The 20,245-nt window shown below is 38.7% G+C and carries 17 protein-coding genes, 8 tRNA genes and 1 pseudogene; 9 read left to right on the top strand and 17 right to left on the bottom strand.

Going from position 1 to position 20,245, the window contains the following annotated elements; genetic code table 11:
* Positions 1-12: 12 nt before the first annotated feature.
* The 10 genes from CBE70_RS11300 to CBE70_RS11345 form a co-directional block, all read right to left on the bottom strand.
* On the bottom strand, positions 13-1,125 hold the full coding sequence (locus CBE70_RS11300) for an S-(hydroxymethyl)glutathione dehydrogenase/class III alcohol dehydrogenase (RefSeq protein WP_100159431.1): 1,113 nt from the start codon (positions 1,123-1,125) through the stop codon (positions 13-15).
* Between the two features lie 19 nt (positions 1,126-1,144).
* Positions 1,145-1,420 (bottom strand): metal-sensing transcriptional repressor, encoded by a 276-nt coding sequence (locus CBE70_RS11305; RefSeq protein WP_100159432.1) that lies wholly within the window; start codon positions 1,418-1,420, stop codon positions 1,145-1,147.
* A gap of 267 nt (positions 1,421-1,687) precedes the next feature.
* Positions 1,688-1,772, bottom strand: a tRNA-Leu gene (locus tag CBE70_RS11310).
* A gap of 50 nt (positions 1,773-1,822) precedes the next feature.
* Positions 1,823-1,897: transfer RNA gene (locus CBE70_RS11315), tRNA-Gln, on the bottom strand.
* Between the two features lie 5 nt (positions 1,898-1,902).
* Positions 1,903-1,979, bottom strand: a tRNA-Met gene (locus tag CBE70_RS11320).
* Positions 1,980-2,011: 32 nt separating this feature from the next.
* Positions 2,012-2,086: transfer RNA gene (locus CBE70_RS11325), tRNA-Gln, on the bottom strand.
* Between the two features lie 41 nt (positions 2,087-2,127).
* A tRNA-Gln gene (locus CBE70_RS11330) sits at positions 2,128-2,202 on the bottom strand.
* 41 nt (positions 2,203-2,243) lie between these two features.
* Positions 2,244-2,318, bottom strand: a tRNA-Gln gene (locus CBE70_RS11335).
* A gap of 27 nt (positions 2,319-2,345) precedes the next feature.
* Positions 2,346-2,430, bottom strand: a tRNA-Leu gene (locus CBE70_RS11340).
* A 7-nt stretch (positions 2,431-2,437) separates the two neighbouring features.
* A tRNA-Met gene (locus CBE70_RS11345) sits at positions 2,438-2,514 on the bottom strand.
* 194 nt (positions 2,515-2,708) lie between these two features.
* Between CBE70_RS11345 and CBE70_RS18375 the strand changes: the two genes are divergently transcribed.
* Positions 2,709-2,849 (top strand): hypothetical protein, encoded by a 141-nt coding sequence (locus tag CBE70_RS18375; RefSeq protein WP_198585717.1) that lies wholly within the window; start codon positions 2,709-2,711, stop codon positions 2,847-2,849.
* 75 nt (positions 2,850-2,924) lie between these two features.
* Here the strand turns inward: CBE70_RS18375 and nagC are convergent, their stop codons facing one another.
* The 3 genes from nagC to nagB all read right to left on the bottom strand — a co-directional run bounded on the left by nagC (position 2,925) and on the right by nagB (position 6,262).
* Entirely contained in the window at positions 2,925-4,157 is a 1,233-nt protein-coding gene (gene nagC, locus CBE70_RS11350; RefSeq protein WP_088493435.1) for a DNA-binding transcriptional regulator NagC, read from the bottom strand.
* A 13-nt stretch (positions 4,158-4,170) separates the two neighbouring features.
* Positions 4,171-5,331: an N-acetylglucosamine-6-phosphate deacetylase gene (gene nagA / locus CBE70_RS11355; protein WP_100159433.1), complete on the bottom strand. Its 1,161-nt coding sequence runs from the start codon at positions 5,329-5,331 to the stop codon at positions 4,171-4,173.
* A gap of 124 nt (positions 5,332-5,455) precedes the next feature.
* On the bottom strand, positions 5,456-6,262 hold the full coding sequence (nagB, locus tag CBE70_RS11360; protein ID WP_100159434.1) for a glucosamine-6-phosphate deaminase: 807 nt from the start codon (positions 6,260-6,262) through the stop codon (positions 5,456-5,458).
* A 355-nt stretch (positions 6,263-6,617) separates the two neighbouring features.
* Between nagB and nagE the strand changes: the two genes are divergently transcribed.
* From nagE to CBE70_RS11390, 6 genes and pseudogenes are all read left to right on the top strand, one after another.
* Positions 6,618-8,660: an N-acetylglucosamine-specific PTS transporter subunit IIBC gene (gene nagE, locus CBE70_RS11365; protein WP_100159435.1), complete on the top strand. Its 2,043-nt coding sequence runs from the start codon at positions 6,618-6,620 to the stop codon at positions 8,658-8,660.
* 197 nt (positions 8,661-8,857) lie between these two features.
* Positions 8,858-10,525 carry a glutamine--tRNA ligase gene (gene glnS, locus CBE70_RS11370; RefSeq protein ID WP_036912065.1) on the top strand — a complete coding sequence of 556 codons (1,668 nt, stop codon included), beginning with the start codon at positions 8,858-8,860 and terminating at the stop codon, positions 10,523-10,525.
* Between the two features lie 654 nt (positions 10,526-11,179).
* A complete protein-coding gene (gene chiP / locus CBE70_RS11375; protein ID WP_100159436.1) occupies positions 11,180-12,574 on the top strand; it encodes a chitoporin ChiP in 1,395 nt (464 codons plus the stop codon).
* Positions 12,575-13,115: 541 nt separating this feature from the next.
* Positions 13,116-13,955, top strand: coding sequence for a DUF817 domain-containing protein (locus CBE70_RS11380; RefSeq protein WP_100159437.1), 840 nt, complete (start codon positions 13,116-13,118; stop codon positions 13,953-13,955).
* A gap of 96 nt (positions 13,956-14,051) precedes the next feature.
* Positions 14,052-14,329 (top strand): annotated as a pseudogene (locus tag CBE70_RS18525) (type II toxin-antitoxin system HicA family toxin).
* Positions 14,322-14,675, top strand: a complete 354-nt coding sequence (locus CBE70_RS11390; protein WP_100159438.1) for a type II toxin-antitoxin system HicB family antitoxin — start codon at positions 14,322-14,324, stop codon at positions 14,673-14,675. The pseudogene CBE70_RS18525 and the gene CBE70_RS11390 overlap by 8 nt, the downstream one beginning before the upstream one ends.
* A gap of 80 nt (positions 14,676-14,755) precedes the next feature.
* Here the strand turns inward: CBE70_RS11390 and fur are convergent, their stop codons facing one another.
* From fur to ybfF, 4 genes are all read right to left on the bottom strand, one after another.
* Positions 14,756-15,202 carry a ferric iron uptake transcriptional regulator gene (gene fur, locus CBE70_RS11395; protein WP_023581171.1) on the bottom strand — a complete coding sequence of 149 codons (447 nt, stop codon included), beginning with the start codon at positions 15,200-15,202 and terminating at the stop codon, positions 14,756-14,758.
* 189 nt (positions 15,203-15,391) lie between these two features.
* The gene (fldA, locus tag CBE70_RS11400; RefSeq protein WP_004244384.1) at positions 15,392-15,919 is read right to left on the bottom strand and encodes a flavodoxin FldA; all 528 of its coding nucleotides are present in this window, start codon (positions 15,917-15,919) and stop codon (positions 15,392-15,394) included.
* A 273-nt stretch (positions 15,920-16,192) separates the two neighbouring features.
* Complete coding sequence (gene ybfE, locus CBE70_RS11405; protein WP_036912278.1) at positions 16,193-16,501, bottom strand: LexA regulated protein; 309 nt, start codon at positions 16,499-16,501, stop codon at positions 16,193-16,195.
* Between the two features lie 211 nt (positions 16,502-16,712).
* Positions 16,713-17,495 (bottom strand): esterase, encoded by a 783-nt coding sequence (ybfF, locus tag CBE70_RS11410; protein WP_100159439.1) that lies wholly within the window; start codon positions 17,493-17,495, stop codon positions 16,713-16,715.
* Positions 17,496-17,955: 460 nt separating this feature from the next.
* Between ybfF and seqA the strand changes: the two genes are divergently transcribed.
* Positions 17,956-18,507, top strand: coding sequence for a replication initiation negative regulator SeqA (gene seqA / locus CBE70_RS11415; RefSeq protein ID WP_023581173.1), 552 nt, complete (start codon positions 17,956-17,958; stop codon positions 18,505-18,507).
* Positions 18,508-18,581: 74 nt separating this feature from the next.
* Complete coding sequence (pgm, locus tag CBE70_RS11420) at positions 18,582-20,222, top strand: phosphoglucomutase (alpha-D-glucose-1,6-bisphosphate-dependent) (RefSeq protein WP_100159440.1); 1,641 nt, start codon at positions 18,582-18,584, stop codon at positions 20,220-20,222.
* The last annotated feature ends 23 nt before the right edge of the window (positions 20,223-20,245 follow it).

Below are 20,245 nucleotides of genomic sequence, written 5' to 3' on the forward strand. Positions count from 1 at the left end.
GTTTGAGGATGATTAATCGAAATGAATAACGGTTCGGATTGATTTACCTTCGTGCATTAAATCAAAAGCTTCGTTAATTTTTTCTAACGGTAGTTTATGGGTAACAAAAGGCTTAAGTTCGATATTACCTTTCATTGCATCCTCAACCATACCGGGTAATTGGCTACGGCCTTTAACACCACCAAAAGCGGTGCCTTTCCACGAACGACCTGTTACTAGTTGGAATGGACGGGTCGAGATCTCTTGCCCAGCCCCTGCGACACCAATAATAATAGATTGACCCCAGCCACGATGTGCACTTTCTAACGCTGCTCTCATGACATTAACGTTACCAATACATTCAAAAGTATGGTCAACACCCCATTGTGTCATTTCAACAAGGACTTGTTGAATGGGTTTGTCATAGTCATTAGGATTTAAACAATCTGTTGCACCAAATTGACGTGCTAATGCAAATTTTTCAGGATTAGTATCAATCGCAAAAATACGACCTGCTTTGGCTTGTCTTGCACCTTGAAGAACAGCAAGACCAATGCCACCTAAACCAAATACTGCAACAGAGTCACCTTCTTGCACTTTTGCTGTATTGTGAACCGCGCCAATGCCGGTTGTTACGCCACAACCTAATAAGCAAACTTCTTCGTGATTGGCTTCTGGATTGATTTTTGCCAGAGAAACTTCAGCCACCACTGTGTATTCGCTAAAAGTAGAGCATCCCATATAGTGATAAATAGGCTGTCCGTTATAAGAAAAACGTGTTGTTCCATCTGGCATTAAACCTTTACCTTGCGTTGCTCTGACTGCAACACATAAGTTTGTTTTGCCTGATTTACAGAATAGACATTCGCCACATTCGGCTGTGTACAGGGGAATAACGTGATCGCCCGGTTTAACACTGGTGACACCTTCACCAACCTCTACAACCACACCTGCACCTTCATGACCAAGAATAGCAGGGAATACACCTTCAGGATCATCACCAGAGAGTGTAAATGCGTCTGTATGGCAAACGCCAGTGTGGCTAATTTTTATGAGCACTTCACCCGCTTTTGGTGGCATCACATCAACTTCAACGATTTTTAAAGGTTCTCCTGGTCCAAATGCGACCGCAGCACGAGATTTCATTGTGTATCCTTTTTTGTTATTAACGCAGGTAAGTGCGGATAAGGGAAATGGCATCATCAACGGAATTTTTTTGATCTTCAGGAGAAGCGACGGCATCCATAAGACCTTCACGTAAATGACTTTCGAGCACACCGGCCATCAGACCGTTGATAGCACCTCTGATGGCCGCAATTTGTTGTAATACCTGACCGCATTCATTTCCATTTTCAAGTGCAGTTTCTAATGCAAGAAGCTGCCCTTTAATTTTTCTCACGCGAGTTAACGCGGCTTTTTTTTCTGCTGGTGAGTGTGGCATACATAATCCTTATTTATACTATAGGGGAGTATAGTATTTAGAGGGATATATGTACATAGAGATCAATCAATAAAGCGTGGCGTGATGAGAATAAATAAAAAATGATGATGTGGAAAATGTTGATTTTTGAGAGCAGAAGAACAAGAAAAGAAGGGAGGAGAATAATGTTTAGAGAACAGATAGAAAAAAGTTAAGAGACAAAAACAAAAAAGACCCGCTATTGCGAGTCTTATCTGTTGATTTCGTGATAAACACGTTATTAATCAATGGTGCGGGAGGCGAGACTTGAACTCGCACACCTTGCGGCGCCAGAACCTAAATCTGGTGCGTCTACCAATTTCGCCACTCCCGCAACAACTTGGAGAAAAAAAGACTCGCTCAGCGAGTCTCTCTTTCAAAATATGGCTGGGATACCAGGATTCGAACCTGGGAATGCCAGGATCAAAACCTGGTGCCTTACCGCTTGGCGATATCCCAAAAAATGGTGGCTATGACGGGATTCGAACCTGTGACCCCAACATTATGAGTGTTGTGCTCTAACCAGCTGAGCTACATAGCCGTATTGAATCTAGCTTTCTTTCTTTAGAAAGATGGCTGGGGTACCAGGATTCGAACCTGGGAATGCCAGGATCAAAACCTGGTGCCTTACCGCTTGGCGATACCCCATCCGCTAATTCAATTGTCAACGCGCTAATTTATCAGAAATATGGCTGGGATACCAGGATTCGAACCTGGGAATGCCAGGATCAAAACCTGGTGCCTTACCGCTTGGCGATACCCCATCCGCTAATTCAATTGTCAACGCGCTAATTTATCAGAAATATGGCTGGGATACCAGGATTCGAACCTGGGAATGCCAGGATCAAAACCTGGTGCCTTACCGCTTGGCGATATCCCAACTGATAAATTCTTGACGAGGTTAAAATGGTGCGGGAGGCGAGACTTGAACTCGCACACCTTGCGGCGCCAGAACCTAAATCTGGTGCGTCTACCAATTTCGCCACTCCCGCAAAAAGATGGTGGCTATGACGGGATTCGAACCTGTGACCCCAACATTATGAGTGTTGTGCTCTAACCAGCTGAGCTACATAGCCATCTTTTTTTGCATAACCTTCGTCGGCGTTGCGGGGCGCATTATGCGTATTACAGACAAATCCGTCAACTGCTTTTTGCATTAATTTTCGAGAAACGTGTCCGTTTGCTCGATGGTTAATCATTTTGTCGAAAAAAGATCCAAAAAACAACCTTGTTGATGAAAAATATCTCAAAAAATAAGGCGCAATAGTGCGTGAATAAAAAGAAAAAACAAAGCAGTAAGAGAAATGATATTAAGCTAAAAAAGGAAAAGATGAAGAACAATGGGCATAAAAAAAGAAATGAGGTGAAAAATTCACGCTACATTTCTTTTTCTTTGGATATTACTGATTGAATTTTAGACTTATTTCACAATTAAGATCAAAAAAGTATATATTCAACTCGAAAAGTATAATTTATCGACAATAAATTACTTTTCTAATAGCTGTTGGAGCAATTCTCCGTTAAGCATTGCGCGTTTAGTCAAGGCAAAAGCCCCTATGGCAGAACGATGATCAAGCTCTGATGTGACAACTGGAAGCTCTTCTCTGAATTCTTTTAATACTTGCGTATTAATACAACTTTGAATTGAGGGGAGCAAAACTTCAGCTGCTTCAGTTAATTCACCCGCTAAAACCACTTTTTGTGGGTTAAACAGGTTAATAGCGATTGCAATTGCTTTACCTAAGTGTAAACCCACTTGTTTGATGGTTTCGACGGCTAGTGGGTCATTTTTAACCGCAGCACGACAAATATCTTGGATTTGGCACTGTGTTGGCGATAAATATTGGCTTGGGTAGCCTTGCTCTAATTGATAGCGCACTTTGGCTTCGATAGCAGTATTAGATGCAATCGTTTCTAAACAACCAAAATTACCACAATGGCAACGTTCACCTAGAGGATCGATTTGAATATGGCCAATCTCTCCTAAGTTACCACGCTGGTTGAGCAAAATTTTATTATTAATAATAACACCAGCACCTGCACCACGATGTATCCGGACGAGTAGTGAGTCTTCACAATCTCGTGTGGCACCAAAATAGTTTTCAGCGAGTGCAAGGCTTCGAATATCATGCCCAGCATAACATGGCAGACTAAAGCGTTTTTCTAAGCTATTTACCAGAGCCCAATTATCTACTTTCATATGAGGCATATAACGAACAATGCCTTTATTTGGATCAACAAGACCGGGTAAGATCACAGAAATTGAAATAAGCTCACGAATGCGACGTTGGTTTTGTTTAATAAAGTCATCAATTGCATTGATGAGCAGGGCTTCAACTTCATTTTGAGTACTCTGCTCTAAAGGGTAGTGCTGCTCAATGATGACTTTACCGCTCAGATCGTAAAGGGCAACGGTGGCATCATTACGTCCCAATCGCACACTAACTGTATTAAAATTGCGGTGTTCAACAATAATAGAAATTGCGCGACGTCCACCTGTTGATGCCTGTTGATCAACCTCTTTGATTAAGCCTCGTTCAAGCAACTGACGAGTAATTTTAGTCACACTGGCTGGCGCTAGTTGGCTTTGTTCGGCTATTTGGATACGGGAAATTGGCCCGTGTTGATCAATCAGTCGATACACAATCGCACTGTTAAGTTGTTTAACAAGATCGATATTGCCAATTTGCGTTTCAGTGTTGTTATGACTCATCAGCATCTACATCCATTAATTATTCAGTTATTTCGATACCATTGACAAACGTTGTGCAAAGGTTGAAGTCTTTGTCGAAAGAAGCGAGGTTAGCAATTTTACCCGCTTCAATTGTCCCTAATTCTTTTTCCATTCCAATTGCACGAGCAGGATAAAGTGTTGCCATCCGCAACGTTTCATCTAATGGAATGCCTACATGGATCACGCTATTTTTAATTGCATCAATCATGGTCAGTGATGATCCACTTAATGTGCCATCTGCATCGACACAAAGGCCATTGCGATAATATATGGTTTTACCTGCAAAAACGAAGCTATCCATCTCATTTTTACTAGGATCAAGCCCCGCTGGCGCAGTTGCGTCTGTGACTAAAAGTAGTTTTTCACCTTTTAGACGCTTACTGTTACGAATATTTGCCCATGAAACATGTAAACCATCAGCAATGATACCAGCATAAACCTCAGGTGTATCATAAATAGCACCGACAAGCCCCGGGCCTCTGCCTGTAATATAAGGCATTGCATTGTAAAGGTGAGTCGATAATGAGATGCCATTACGGAACCCTTTACGTGCTTCTTCATACGTTGAATTGGAATGACCCGCAGAAACAATAATACCTGCTTTGATTAATTGACGAACATACTTTTCATCAACTATTTCTGGCGCGAGGGTGATTTTAGCGATGACATCAGCATTATCGCACAAATAGCTAATCATCTGAGCACTTGGTTGACGAATAAATTGTGGATCATGAGTCCCTTTTTTAATCACATTGATATAAGGACCTTCTAAATGTAATCCCAACACTTTATTTTCATGTTTCTTCATATAAGCACGAGTTGCTTCAATGCCTATTTTCATCAATTCATCAGAACAGGTAATTAACGTGGGTAAATAGCTCGTGCAACCTAAACGTTCATTTGCTTTTTGCATAATTTCTAACGTTTCAACGGTGACATTTTCAGGCGTGTCATTAAATTGCACACCACCACAGCCATTAACCTGTAAATCGATAAAACCGGGAGAGACAATTGCACCTTTCATATCACGAACAGTGATATTTTTTGGCAGTTGATCCTGTGGGCAAACCTGCTCAATACGGGAGCCGTTAATAATAATGGCGTGGTTTTCTAAACGGTCGTAACCTGTATAAATAACAGCATTTGTTAAGGCAAACATACCTTTGTCTCCTGATAAGGGAAGTCAATCTAAAAATCCGATATCAGCCAGCAAATTCTGGCTGATAAGTAAGAGAGCTTAGCCTTTTCCACTACTTAATCAGTAGGTACTTATTTTACTAAACTTAGTCTTGGTATTTGTGACACTCTTGCGCTTCAATCTGTTGGAAGTAACGCAATGTTTTTACTCGTAATTCCATTGTTGCAGGATCATCACACACTAAAATGGCTTTAGGGTGAAGTTGAACACAGGAAATCGTCCATAAATGGTTAACAGCGCCTTCTGTTGCAGCATGTACGGCTTGCGCTTTATTAAAACCAGTTGCCAAAATCATTAATTCTTCAGCATCTAATAATGTACCTACACCAACTGTCAGTGCATATTTAGGAACATGATTAACATTATTGTCGAAGAAACGTGAATTTGCTAAGCGTGTATCTTCAGTTAGCGTTTTCATACGAGTGCGTGAAGAGAGTGATGACGCAGGTTCATTAAATGCAATGTGACCGTCGTTACCGACACCGCCCATAAACAAATTGATTTTGCCATAAGACTTAATTTTAGCCTCATAACGTTCGCATTCTGCTTGTGGATCTTCTGCATTACCGTTTAATAAATTGATATTTTCATCTTTAATATCAATATGATTAAAGAAGTTTTCATACATAAAAGTACGATAACTTTGTGAATGATCTGATGGAATACCAACATATTCATCCATATTGAACGTTACAACGTGTTGGAAGCTGACTTTTCCTGCACGATGTAATTCAATTAACTCTTTATATGTCGCCAATGGCGTGCCACCAGTCGGTAAACCAAGTACGAAAGGGCGATCTGCAGTTGGATTAAATGCGTTGATCTTTTCAACGATGTAATTTGCAGACCACTTACCAACTTGTTTTGCCGTGGATAGGGGTATTAACCTCATAGTAACCTCATAGAAAAAAGACAAATCTGATAACTCAGTAACGTGTTATTTTATCGTGTGATTATCAGTGGCTCATCTATAACACGAATTTCTTTTCATTTTTAGCTGATGATCGAAATGTCCCGCCAAAAGATATTTTTAATCATAAAATAAGCTTTCTGACTTAGCCAGCATTTCAGCTAAAAAATATACTATAATGGTGACTTAACTCACAAATTATGACTAATTAATTTGCGATACGAAATAAATTTTTTAGACTAAAAATGGAATTAAATAATTAGCTCATCAATTTTCTTATAAAATATGAATGAGTATGAATAAGATCCCAATATAGGGGCTATCCAAGGGGGAGTTTGTGAATATTTTAAGTTATCTGCAGAAGATAGGGCGGGCGCTGATGGTGCCTGTTGCTACACTACCTGCAGCAGCAATTCTGATGGGGATTGGTTACTGGATTGACCCAGTAGGCTGGGGTGGTGATAACGCGCTAGCTGCCTTACTGATTAAATCGGGTTCCGCAATCATTGATAATATGTCAGTCTTGTTTGCTATAGGTGTTGCTTATGGTATGTCAAAAGACAAAGATGGTGCTGCGGCATTAACTGGGTTTGTTGGGTTTTTAGTCGTGACCACGCTTTGTTCGCCGGCTGCTGTTTCCATGATCAAAGGGATCCCGCTAGAAGAAGTGCCTGCCGCATTTGGTAAAATAGAAAACCAATTTGTGGGGATTTTAGTGGGTGTGCTTTCAGCGGAACTTTATAATCGTTTTAGCCAAGTAGAATTGCCTCTCGCGCTTTCTTTCTTTAGTGGCCGACGTTTAGTTCCTATTTTAGCGTCATTCCTCATGATTATCGTTGCCTTTATCTTGATGTATATCTGGCCTGTTATTTATGGCGGATTAGTCAGTTTCGGTGAAAGCATTAAAGATATGGGGGCACTGGGTGCAGGTATTTATGCATTCTTTAACCGTTTATTAATTCCTGTTGGTCTACACCATGCGTTGAACTCTGTATTCTGGTTTGACGTTGCAGGTATTAACGATATTCCTAATTTCCTTGCAGGTCAGAAATCTATCGATGCTGGTTTAGCGACAGTGGGTGTAACAGGTCGTTACCAAGCAGGTTTTTTCCCTGTCATGATGTTCGGTTTACCAGGTGCTGCGCTGGCGATTTATCACTGTGCGCGTAAAGAAAATAAAGCCAAAGTTGCGGGTATTATGGTGGCGGGTGCTTTTGCAGCATTCTTCACAGGTATCACGGAACCGCTTGAATTCTCATTTATGTTTGTTGCACCTGTACTTTATGTTATTCACGCATTCTTAATGGCAATCTCTGTGTATATTGCTGCAAGCATGGAGTGGATTTCAGGGTTCGGCTTTAGTGCGGGCTTAGTGGATATGTTCTTATCCTCACGTAACCCACTTGCTGTTCACTGGTACATGTTGATTGTTCAAGGTATTGTGTTCTTCTTCATTTACTACGGTATTTTCCGTTTCACTATCACTAAATTCAACCTGAAAACACCGGGTCGTGAAGATGAAGTGTCTGGTGATGAAACAGCAGATGGTTATGATGAAGATATCACGACAGCCCCTACAAATAGTAAAGAAAGTATTCAACAAGAAGCACGTCAATATATCGCCGCTATCGGTGGTTCTGATAACTTAACGGGTATTGATGCGTGTATCACTCGTTTACGTTTAAATGTGAAAGATGCCGCTGTGGTTAATGATGCATATGCAAAACGTTTAGGTGCATCAGGTGTTATTCGTTTAAATAAACAAAGTGTTCAAGTGATTGTAGGTACTCGTGCAGAGCTTGTCGCTAACGCAATGCGTGATGTATTGACTCAAGGTCCTGTGCCGGCTTATGAAGCATCTTCTACTTCAACAATTTCTACTGAAAAAGCACCTGTAAAACAAGCCAACACAAATGCAAAAGTATTACTTGAAATGATTGCGCCTTTTGATGGTGAAGTCGTGGCATTGAAAGATGTGCCTGATGAAGCGTTCTCTAGTGGTGTTGTTGGCGATGGTATAGCAATCAAACCAACCTCTAACATCGTGATGGCGCCTGCGACAGGTACTGTTGTTAAGATTTTTGATACAAACCATGCATTTTGTATTGAGACTGACAATGGTGTTGAAATCATCGTGCATATGGGAATTGATACCGTTGCGCTAGGTGGCAAAGGCTTCAAGCGTTTAGTTGAAGAAGGTGCAGACGTTAAAGTTGGCCAACCTATCTTAGAATTAGATCTTGAATATCTAAATGCGAATGCCAAATCAATGATAAGCCCTGTCATTGTTAGCAATATCGATGATTTTGATAAGATTGCTGAACAAGCTGCGGGTATTGTGGTTGGAAATAAAACGGTTATCTACAACGTGTTAAAATAAATTCTATATAGATATTTAATCCTCTATAAAGAGATGGTTAAATAAGACGATAAAACGGGGAGTCTTTCGAACTTCCCGTTTTTTTATCTCTATTTTGATAAATATCTCAGAGGTGTATTTAGCTAAGGTATTTATGAAACCTGCTTATTGGATTATAGTGGGTTAATTATGCGTTTTGCTTTGAGGAAAAAATGACCATGAATGAGGCAGATGCCCGCCCAACGAACTTTATTCGTCAAATTATTGACGAAGATCTGGCTACCGGGAAACATGATAGCGTTCAAACGCGTTTCCCACCTGAACCTAATGGCTATCTTCATATCGGCCATGCGAAATCAATTTGCCTGAATTTTGGTATTGCTAAAGATTATCAGGGAAAATGTAATCTACGTTTTGATGATACCAATCCAGTAAAAGAAGATATTGAGTACATCAACTCAATTCAAAAAGATGTTCAGTGGTTAGGTTTCCAATGGGAAGGTAGCATTCATTACTCCTCAGATTATTTTGATCAACTTTATCAATATGCGATTGAGCTGATTAATAAAGGCTTAGCTTATGTTGATGAGTTAAGTGCTGAAGAAATTCGTGAATACCGCGGTACATTAAAAGAGCCAGGTAAAAACAGCCCTTATCGCTCACGTAGCGTAGAAGAGAACTTAGCACTGTTTGAAAAAATGCGTGCTGGTGGCTTTGAAGAAGGTAAAGCGTGTTTACGTGCGAAAATTGATATGGCATCACCTTTTATTGTAATGCGTGATCCTGTGCTTTATCGTATTAAATTCGCTGAACACCACCAAACTGGAAATAAATGGTGCATCTATCCAATGTATGATTTTACCCATTGTATCTCTGATGCACTGGAAAATATCACTCATTCTTTATGTACTTTAGAATTCCAAGATAACCGCCGTTTATATGATTGGGTGCTGGATAATATCACTATCCCTTGTCATCCTCGTCAATATGAATTCTCACGTCTTAACCTTGAATACACTGTGATGTCAAAACGTAAGCTGAATCAGCTTGTGACAGAAAACATTGTGAATGGTTGGGATGATCCTCGTATGCCAACGATTTCAGGCTTACGTCGTCGTGGTTATACCGCAGAATCTATTCGTGAATTTTGTCTACGTATTGGTGTGACGAAACAAGAAAACAATGTCGAAATGGCAGCGTTGGAATCTTGTATTCGTGATGACTTAAACGAAAATGCACCACGCGCAATGGCGGTTATCGATCCAGTTCGTTTAGTGATTGAAAATATGCCAGAAGGCGAAGAAATTCTTGTTGCACCAAATCACCCGAACAAACCAGAAATGGGGACGCGTGAAGTACCATTTAGCCGTGAGATCTATATTGATCGCGCTGACTTCAAAGAAGAAGCAAATCGTCAATATAAACGTCTGGTGCTAGGTAAAGAAGTACGTTTACGTAATGCTTATGTGATTAAAGCAGAACGTGTCGAAAAAGACGAACAAGGCGAAATTACGACCATTTACTGTACCTATGATGCAGAGACTTTAAATAAAGATCCTGCTGATGGACGTAAAGTAAAAGGTGTTATTCACTGGGTAAGTATTCCACATGCTATTCCTGCTGAAATTCGTCTTTATGATCGTCTATTTAGCGTACCAAACCCAGCAGCAGAAGATGATTTCTTATCAACAATTAACCCTGAGTCATTAGTTATTCGTGAAGGTTTTGTTGAACGCAGCTTAAAAGATGCTGCTATCGAAAAAGCGTATCAATTTGAGCGTGAAGGTTACTTCTGTGCTGATAAGCTTTCAACAGCGGATAAACTTGTGTTTAACCGTACTGTCGGCTTACGTGACACTTGGGCGAAGATTTCTCAGCAAGGTTAATCTGACGTGTTTTGAGTCACATTAGTACTTTAATGAATGAAATGCTCGGTAATTATTTATCGAGCATTTTTTTATCTATTTTACATCTTAGTTCGTATAATTTTTCATCTATTGACATTAAATATTTACTATTCTTAATTTGATTAGTTTCTCATTTTTTCTTTTTAGGTGATAACTTTTCATTTATTTCATTTATTTCATTTATTTCATTTGAAATAGTTTATTCACTATCACTTTATTCTTTTGTTTTTTCATACCATCACGCTAAATAAAACTGTAATAAGAAAAGTGTGATTTACACCATATATTTCACATCGTTAAAAAAGATCATTTATAAATACTGCTTATTATTCCTTTCTGTAAAAACGAAATTTCATATCATTTAAAGATTGTTTTATAAAGTATATTTAAATCAATTAATTACGATTTTTTTTAATCAGTGTGGATAAAAGCAAAAAAATGAAACGATCATTGTGTTATGTGCCCTTGGTCATATTTTGATAAAAATTCTTTTTTTTTGGTTGATAATTCGCGTCGCGAAAAATATGCTGTTTCTAACCTAATTTAGGTTTTTTCCCCACTTGGGGTTTTATATTTGGAAATAGGCATTGTGCTTATTTCTTTTTTAGTCAAAGTCAAAGAGGAAACAATGCTATGGTTATGCAACATGCTAAACCAGGCAGGGTGGCACTTACCGTTATGGGCGCATTGCTTGTAACTGCACTACCTGCAAAAATGTCTCATGCTGAAGGGTTTATTGATGACTCAACCTTAACAGGCGGTCTTTTTTATTGGCAACGTGACCGTGATAGAAAAGAGTTAACACCAAATAGCCCTGATTACGGCAAATACAAAGCTAACTTACACCATTCTACTTTCAACGCTAATCTAGATTTCTCATCAGGTTATCTTGGTGATTTTATTGGTATTGATTTAGCTGCTTTTGGTGCGGCTGAATTGAATAACAGTGGCCCTGCGGCACCTAATGAAATCGGTTTTAGTGATGCTAAAAGTCGCTGGGATGAAAAATGGACTGGCGATCGCAGTGGCATGAGTGTTTATAAAGCGGCTGCGAAATTCAAATTAGGTAATTTCTGGGCTCAAGGCGGGTATATTCAGCCTAAAGGCCAAAGCTTATTGCGTCCACACTGGAGCTTCTTACCGGGAACTTACCGCGGTGCTGAAGCTGGTGCTGTTTTTGACTTCGATAAAAGTGGTGAATTGTCTTTCTCTTATATGTGGACAGACGAATATAAAGCACCATGGTATCGGAATATGTACAACTTCCGTAAAGCTGATCTAGAAACAAACATCAGCTATCTTCATTCTTTTGGCGCCAAATATGATTTTAAAAACAGCCTAGTGTTAGAAGCTGCATTTGGTCAGGCCGATGGTTATATTGATCAGTACTTTGGTAAAGTTTCTTATGATTTCCCAATTGCTGACAATGCATTAAGAACGTCTTACCAATTCTACGGTGCTAAAGATAAAGTTACTGGCGGTGGTGTTAATGACGTTTATGATGGGCTGGCATGGTTACAAGCACTGACTTTTGGTTATACCTACAATGTATTTGACTTCAAAGTAGAAGGAACGTGGGTTAAAGCTGAAGGTAATCAAGGTTATTTCTTACAACGTATGACTCCGGGCTGGGCAACCTCTAATGGTCGTCTTGATGTCTGGTGGGATGGACGTTCTGACTTTAACGCCAATGGCGAAAAAGCACTGTATGCTGGCGTTATGTATGATTTGAAAAACTGGGATCTGTCAGGTTGGGCGGTAGGTACTTCTTATGTTTATGCATGGGATGCTAAGCCAAGTGGTAAAGCCATTTATGATCAAGGTCAGCGTATCAGAGAAAGTGCATGGAATGCGGATATTATGTATACGGTTCAAGAAGGTCGCGCTAAAGGCACCCTCTTTAAGCTTCACTATACCCGTTATGATAATCACTCCGACATCCCAAGTTATGAAGGTGGTTTTGGTAATATTTTCCAAGATGAGAAAGACGTTAAGTTTAACGTGATAATGCCATTTACTATTTTCTAATATCGGCATAAGGATAAAGTGTATTAATTGCACTTTATCCTGAATAAAACTAAAAAGCTAAATACGATTACGAAAGTAAAAATAAGTAGTAGAAAGGTAGGGATGCGTTAATTAAGAAGAACCTTACAAATAAGCCTTGCTAATAAAGTGAAGTTGTCAGTAGTAGTAAGAAGTAGAAGCAAAAGAGTCGAAGTAAAGAGTAGTAAAGAGTCGTTTTACAATCGCAGTATGTAGTAAAAGTAATGAAGTAAAGTCGTCATGTCATGTCGTCTGAGATAAATGTGAGTGGGTTATGTTTATCTCCTGTGCTTCAGTTATTTCGCAGAATTTGCGTAAGGTATTTACCCTAAGTAAAGGCAGTCAGAGTGGGTATCGTAGTGGGGGGTAAATACCTTTATTTTTTCATTCCTTTCTTTTTCGTCCTTTTCATCCTTGTGCGTTTTTTTATTCTATGGCAAATTTCCTGCCATTCATTTTATCTCACCTTATTTATTATTCTGCATTGAAGGCTGTTCGATAATGCGAGTTTTCAGGAAGAAGCATGTTAAAGCGATTGGATGATTTTTTATTAGAACCACCATTGAAGCCCTTTAAAGGTATAAAACGATTTATTGTTGAATTTCTTTTTTTTGGTGTGAAAGAGGCACGTTCTTGTTTATTTGCGGGGTTTTTCTTTTTTATTTTATTTGCAACACCAAGCAAAGGTGTCTTTGGGATACCTCGTTATGATGTACTTCTTATTCTTGCTATCGCTTTTCAATTATGGATGGTGTGGGGAAAGTTAGAAACATGGGATGAATTAAAAGCGATTTGTTTTTTCCACATTGTTGGTTTTGTGATGGAGTTATTTAAAACATCAGCGGCAATTGGTTCATGGAAATATCCTGATTTTGCTTACACGAAATTGTGGGAAGTCCCTTTGTTTACAGGATTTATGTATTCTGCGGTAGGGAGTTATTTAATTCAAGCATGGCGTTTTTTAAAAGTACGAATTGAACACTATCCGCCTTATTGGCTGGCAACATTAGTTGCTCTTGCGATTTATATTAATTTCTTCTCTCATCACTTTATTGGTGATTATCGATGGTACTTAACGGCCTTTATTTTAGGTCTTTATGCCCGTAGTGTGGTTTATTTTACGCCTTATGATAAAGAGCGGAAAATGCCCTTATTACTTGCTTTTGTTCTGATAGGTTTCTTTATTTGGCTTGCTGAGAATTTCGGTACATTTTTTGGTGTTTGGCAATATCCAAACCAAATTGGCGCTTGGTCTGCCGTGCATGCAGGGAAGTGGGGTTCTTGGTCACTCTTAGTGATTGTGACTTTTACGATAGTGGTGCATTTAAAACATATCAAACACAGTATTAGTGTGGTGAAGTAGGGTTAGATATAGTTAGATTTTAAGTGACGTCATTTTTTGACGTTACTATTTTTTGTGTTAAGGTGATGTCATCACATGACGTCAATGGAATGAATAATGATAAAGGCCAATGACCTGAGTTCCAAACACGACAAAACACTATCCGATATACTCACGGTGCCTCCAAAATCAGGAATTAAATGGGATGATGTAAAGAGCCTAATTAATAATCTCGGTGGAAAAGTTAAAATGGTAATGGCTCTAGACGAAAATTTATTTTAATGGGATCTGTTTACCAAACACACCAACCTCATCCTGGAAATATTATGGATAAAGGCGCTGTAAACGGTCTACGAGAATGGTTTGAGAATATGATAGGAGTAAAGCATGATTAAAAGTACGAATATCATGATAATAAGCGGGCATCCTGCATCGGTTGTTTATGAATCTGAAATTAAAGCTTTTCGTGGGCAATTTTTAGATGTAAATGGGTACTGTGATTTTGTTGCTGATAGTATTGATGGATTACAAAAAGAAGGAGCGATTTCTTTAACTGAATTTATTGAAACTTGCACTGAAGAAGGCATCGCTCCTTTTAAGGAAGAAGATAAACTTAAAGCATTTACTTTACGTTACCCTGCTTGGTTAGAGGCTCGTTTAAATGCAACGGTTGCTGCTCATGCCATTTCAAAAAACCAGTTTATTGTTCAGTTATTAGAGCGTGAACTAGTTATACGTTAATACTTTTGTTGTTTTAAAAAGCAATAAAAAAGGAACTGTGAACAGTTCCTTTTTTTTACTGAGATATTATCCAGAATGAATTATTTCTCATCATGTGCGTGGCTATCTTCTTTGCAATTACCTTCAGCACAGTGGCCATATAAATAAAGGCTATGATTGGAAAGCTTGATACCATGGCGTTCAGCGATGTTTCTTTGGCGTAATTCAATTGCATCATCTGTAAACTCGATAACTTTACCACAATCAAGACAAATTAAATGGTCATGATGGTGTTGTTGAGTTAATTCAAATACTGATTTACCACCTTCAAAATTATGTCGGGTAACAATACCAGCATCATCAAATTGGTTTAAGACGCGATACACTGTTGCCAGACCAATCTCTTCACCGATATCGATGAGTTTTTTGTAGAGATCTTCAGCACTGACATGATGGCACTCAGGATCCTGGAGCACTTCCAAGATCTTTAAGCGAGGAAGTGTAACTTTTAACCCAGCATTTTTTAACGCTTTATTATTGTCGGTCATGCGGATTTAATCCTGTTGCTAATGGTGAATTTAATTTTTGTGCTCACAAATGGGCTTTATTCATTAATACTCGGGTGAATAAACAACCTCATTGATTATAGGCATGATATTTAAAAATAAACACCCCACCTATCACACTATCTTAGCACACCATTGAATAATTATCATTCTCAATATTGAGTATTTATGTTATCCCAGAATTTCGTCTAGGCTCATTTCTTCTTTGATTTGAGCAACCCAAGCGTCAACACGCTCTTCGGTTAATTCTGGTTGACGATCTTCATCAATCGCAAGGCCGATAAAATGATTATCATCTGCAAGTCCTTTAGAGGCTTCGAAATGATAACCTTCTGTTGGCCAATGTCCTACGATAACGGCACCACGAGGTTCAATAATATCGCGGATAGTACCCATTGCATCACAGAAATATTCTGCGTAGTCCTCTTGGTCACCACAACCAAACAGTGCAACAAGCTTACCATTGAAATCTATATCTTCTAGTGTTGGGAAAAAGTCGTCCCAATCACATTGTGCTTCACCATAATACCAAGTAGGAATACCTAGTAACAGAATATCGAACGCTTCGATGTCTTCTTGACTGGATTTTGCAATATCATGAACTTCGGCATTATCAGCGCCCAGTCTTTCTTGAAGCATTTTGGCAATATTTTCAGTGTTGCCAGTATCACTGCCGAAGAATATTCCTATGATTGCCATAAAGTGAGATAACCTCTTTTATTCTAAATTCGTTATATTTCAAATTGTAGCGTTATTGACTACGTATATTTTCACAAGTCACATACTTCTTGTATGTTTCTAGTGACTCATTCACTTGTCACCTAGCTACACTTCAAAATATTTAGAGTATATTTGTCTGTGTTTGAACAATTACTAGTGAAAGATAAGCATTGTGTTTTCATAATAGAAAACTAAAAACGTATTTTGACGAAAATAGCAGGCTAATTCTGTCGAATTTGTGTGGTTTATCTGCTAGCTATTCTTGTTTTGATGCATTTTTAAGGCGTGATTTTGCGCCAATTGCTCTAGTAATATTTCTTCAATAAGTTCACTACGACTGACGTTTCTTTCTGTCGCCAACTCATTGAGAGCATTCACAGCATCTTCATTTAATTTTAACTCAACTCGACGTAAGCCATTAACTCTGTCACGTCTTAATTGATTGCGTTTATTAATTCTAAGCTGTTCATCCCGAGAAAGCGGGTTTGTTTTAGGTCGCCCAGGTCTGCGTTCATCTGCGAACAAATCCAGTGTGGTGCGATCAGTTTGTTCTTTTGCCATAAATTTTGCTGTGAAAGGGCGTATACCAATGACTAAATTGCGAAACGCCCAATAATACCCCACATAGTCATGTCTCGCCACTGCTTCCTGAGTTTAACTTATTGTGATTTGGTCTTTTTATCAACAGACGCTATTTTTAAGCACAATAATTATACATTCTACTAAATTATCATTTTTCAGTGGCGTTATTTTAAGCAGTTAAGTTTATTAACTAAGCTTTTTCTAAAAAACGACGAATGGCCTTAATAACGGTATCTGGTTTTTCTGAATGTACCCAATGTCCTGTGTTTGCGACAACAAAGGCGGTCGCGAGGGGAAATTGACGAGCTATGTTTTCACGATACTCATCTAAAATATAAGGTGATAAACCGCCACGAATAAATAATACAGGGTGATGCCAAGCAGGAACCTCTTGCCAGCCAATAATGTCTGAATAAGCATTTTTTATTGCAGGTAAATTAAATAGCCATCCACCATTTTTGAATGATTTGAGTAAAAATTGAATCACACCTTCCTCTTTAATAAAAGGACGCATGATTTCTACAGCATCTTGACGGCGTGTGACTTGAGCTTCTGTTACAGCTTCAAGTGCAGCAAAAATTTTGTCATGACGACGAACGTTATAAGCAACAGGTGACATATCAATCACAACAATATTTGCAATACGTTCGGGGGCTAATGCTGTCATCGCCATCGCAATTTTTCCTCCCATTGAATGCCCAATAATAATGGCTTTTGAGATAGTTAAACTATCAAGCAATGCGAGCACATCTTGCGCCATATCTTGATAATTCATACTTTCGCTGTGAGGAGAGTGTCCATGGTTACGCACATCAATTTGTATTACGGTATTATCTTGACGAAGTGCGCGACCTAAAACACCTAAATTATTGAGATCACCAAAGAGGCCATGGATCAAAACGATAGGTAAATTAGATGCAGGTGTCGTTTCAGGTTGGTGTAATTGATAATTTAATAATGTATTGAGTTTCATATTAATGACCAAGATGATTGCGATTTTCTTCTATGATGACATGCACAAGATGCTAAGCCAACTTATCGCAATAATATGAAAGAGTAATGAAGTTCAGAAATAATTGATAAGAGAAATTTATAAAAAACTATAAAAATGATATTATATAGACATATATTCCAAACTTACTTAAAAAGTTGAAATCTTGACATTGCTCAAAAATAAATAATTAGAATTTTATATTATTTTGGGGCTGGAATGGTGTGATATAGTGGCGTTTAAAACTAACTTTGTGTGAATAAGTTCAAAGAATAGAAGATGATACCAGGATAAACAATAGGATAAATACCGAGCTTAGCCTTTAAAACGGCAGGATCTTGAATAGATCCTCTTTAAGTTATTGAAATTTTACCTATTTTGTTTTTAAAGATTATATCTTATAATCCTAATTACTTTTTTTTGAAAACAGTACTGGGTAGCAATGAAAAAGATAGAAATTGATGACGAACTTTACCGCTATATTGCTAGCGAAACTAGACATATCGGTGAAAGCGCTTCAGATATTTTAAGGCGTCTACTGAAGCTTGATGCCAAACAACCCGTACAACCAGTCGTTGTCACTGAGTCAGTACAAGCATCTGTTATTAAACAGGAAGCTGAACCTAAATCGATTACACCAGCAAAAAATCCGATCCGTGAAATGCGAGAACTGCTGTTATCTGACAGTTACGCAGAAAAAACAAAATCAGTTGATCGCTTTTTACAGATCCTTTCTACGTTATATAGCCTAGATAGCGCTACTTTTACTCAATCTGCTGAAACAGTACATGGACGAACACGCATCTATTTTGCTGGTGATGAACAAACATTACTCGATAGTGGACGTCATACAAAACCGCGCCATATTTCAGGCACGCCGTTTTGGGTTATCACTAACTCGAACACAGAGCGTAAGAGAACGATGGTACAAAGCATCATGCAGGATATGCAATTCCCTGCAAATGAGATTGATAAGGTGTGTGGAACTATCTAACCACTATTGTTAATTGATGCATTGCAAAGGCTTTTGTTTAAAGCGTGATTGTGATGTCAAATAGGAGAAGATTTGTGGCAATTCATCCAAGAGCAGGGCAGCATACTCGTCAAAGTGATCTTATTAATGTGGCGCAATTAACGTCGCAATATTATTCACTTAAACCACAAGCTAGCAATAACGCTCATCGTGTGAAATTTGGTACATCTGGTCATCGTGGAAGTGCAAATCGCCATAGCTTTAATGAAGCACATATTTTGGCAATTGCACAAGCTATCGCTGAAGTACGCGCTAAGAATGGAGTAACAGGACCATGTTACGTGGGTAAAGATACCCATGGACTGTCAGAGCCTGCATTTATTTCTGTTTTAGAAGTACTTGCTGCCAATAAAGTTAAAGTGATTATTCAAGAAAATAATGGCTATACACCAACACCGGCAGTCTCTTTTTCTATTTTGACATACAACGAAGCACATCAAGATATTGCTGATGGTATCGTTATCACTCCATCTCATAATCCACCTGAAGATGGCGGTATTAAATATAATCCATCAAATGGTGGGCCTGCTGATACTGATTTAACTTCAGTTATTGAAAAACGTGCCAATGAACTGCTTGAGAACAATTTAGCTGGGATCAAACGTCTTTCTTATGATGAAGCATTAGCAAGTGGTTATATTCAAGCACAAGACTTAATTATGCCTTATGTCAAAGCGTTAGGTGACGTTGTTGATATGCAAGCCATTAAGAAAGCGGGCTTAAAATTGGGTGTTGACCCATTAGGTGGTTCTGGTATTGAGTACTGGAAACGCATTGGTGAGTATTATGGTCTTGATCTTGAATTAGTTAACGATCAAGTTGATCAGACATTCCGTTTTATGACGCTTGATCACGACGGTGTTATTCGTATGGACTGTTCATCACCATGGGCAATGGAAGGCTTATTACAACTACGTGATAAATTTGATTTAGCCTTTGCTAATGATCCTGATTACGATCGTCATGGTATTGTAACTCCTTCTGGTTTAATGAATCCTAACCACTATCTAGCGGCTGCGATTAACTATCTTTTCCGTCATCGTCCACAATGGGCTAAAGATGTAAAAGTGGGTAAAACATTGGTTTCAAGTGCAATGATTGACCGTGTTGTGGCAGATTTAGGTCGTGAGCTAGTTGAAGTACCTGTTGGCTTTAAATGGTTTGTTCAAGGCTTATTCAGTGGTGAGTTTGGCTTTGGTGGTGAAGAAAGTGCAGGTGCATCTTTCTTACGCTTTAATGGTAAACCATGGTCAACCGATAAAGACGGTATCATTTTATGTCTTCTGGCTGCTGAAATGAAAGCAGTAACAGGTAAAGATCCGCAAGAGCATTATAACGAATTAGCACAACGCTTTGGTTCACCAAGTTATAACCGTATTCAAGCATCAGCAACACATGAACAAAAAGCGCTGTTGTCGCGTTTATCACCTGAAATGGTAACTGCAAGCACATTAGCTGGCGATCCAATTACTGCACGTTTAACGCATGCATCAGGTAATGGCGCATCTATTGGTGGCTTAAAAGTGATGACCGATTACGGTTGGTTCGCGGCTCGTCCTTCTGGTACTGAAGAAGCCTATAAGATTTACTGTGAAAGCTTCCGTGGCCCTGAGCATCGTGAATTAATTGAAAAAGAAGCCATTGAAATAGTAAATAATGTTTTTGCTAACAAATAAGTTAGTGCAATAAACGATTATAC

The organism is Proteus columbae (assembly GCF_002777965.1).
Lineage (GTDB): Bacteria > Pseudomonadota > Gammaproteobacteria > Enterobacterales > Enterobacteriaceae > Proteus > Proteus columbae.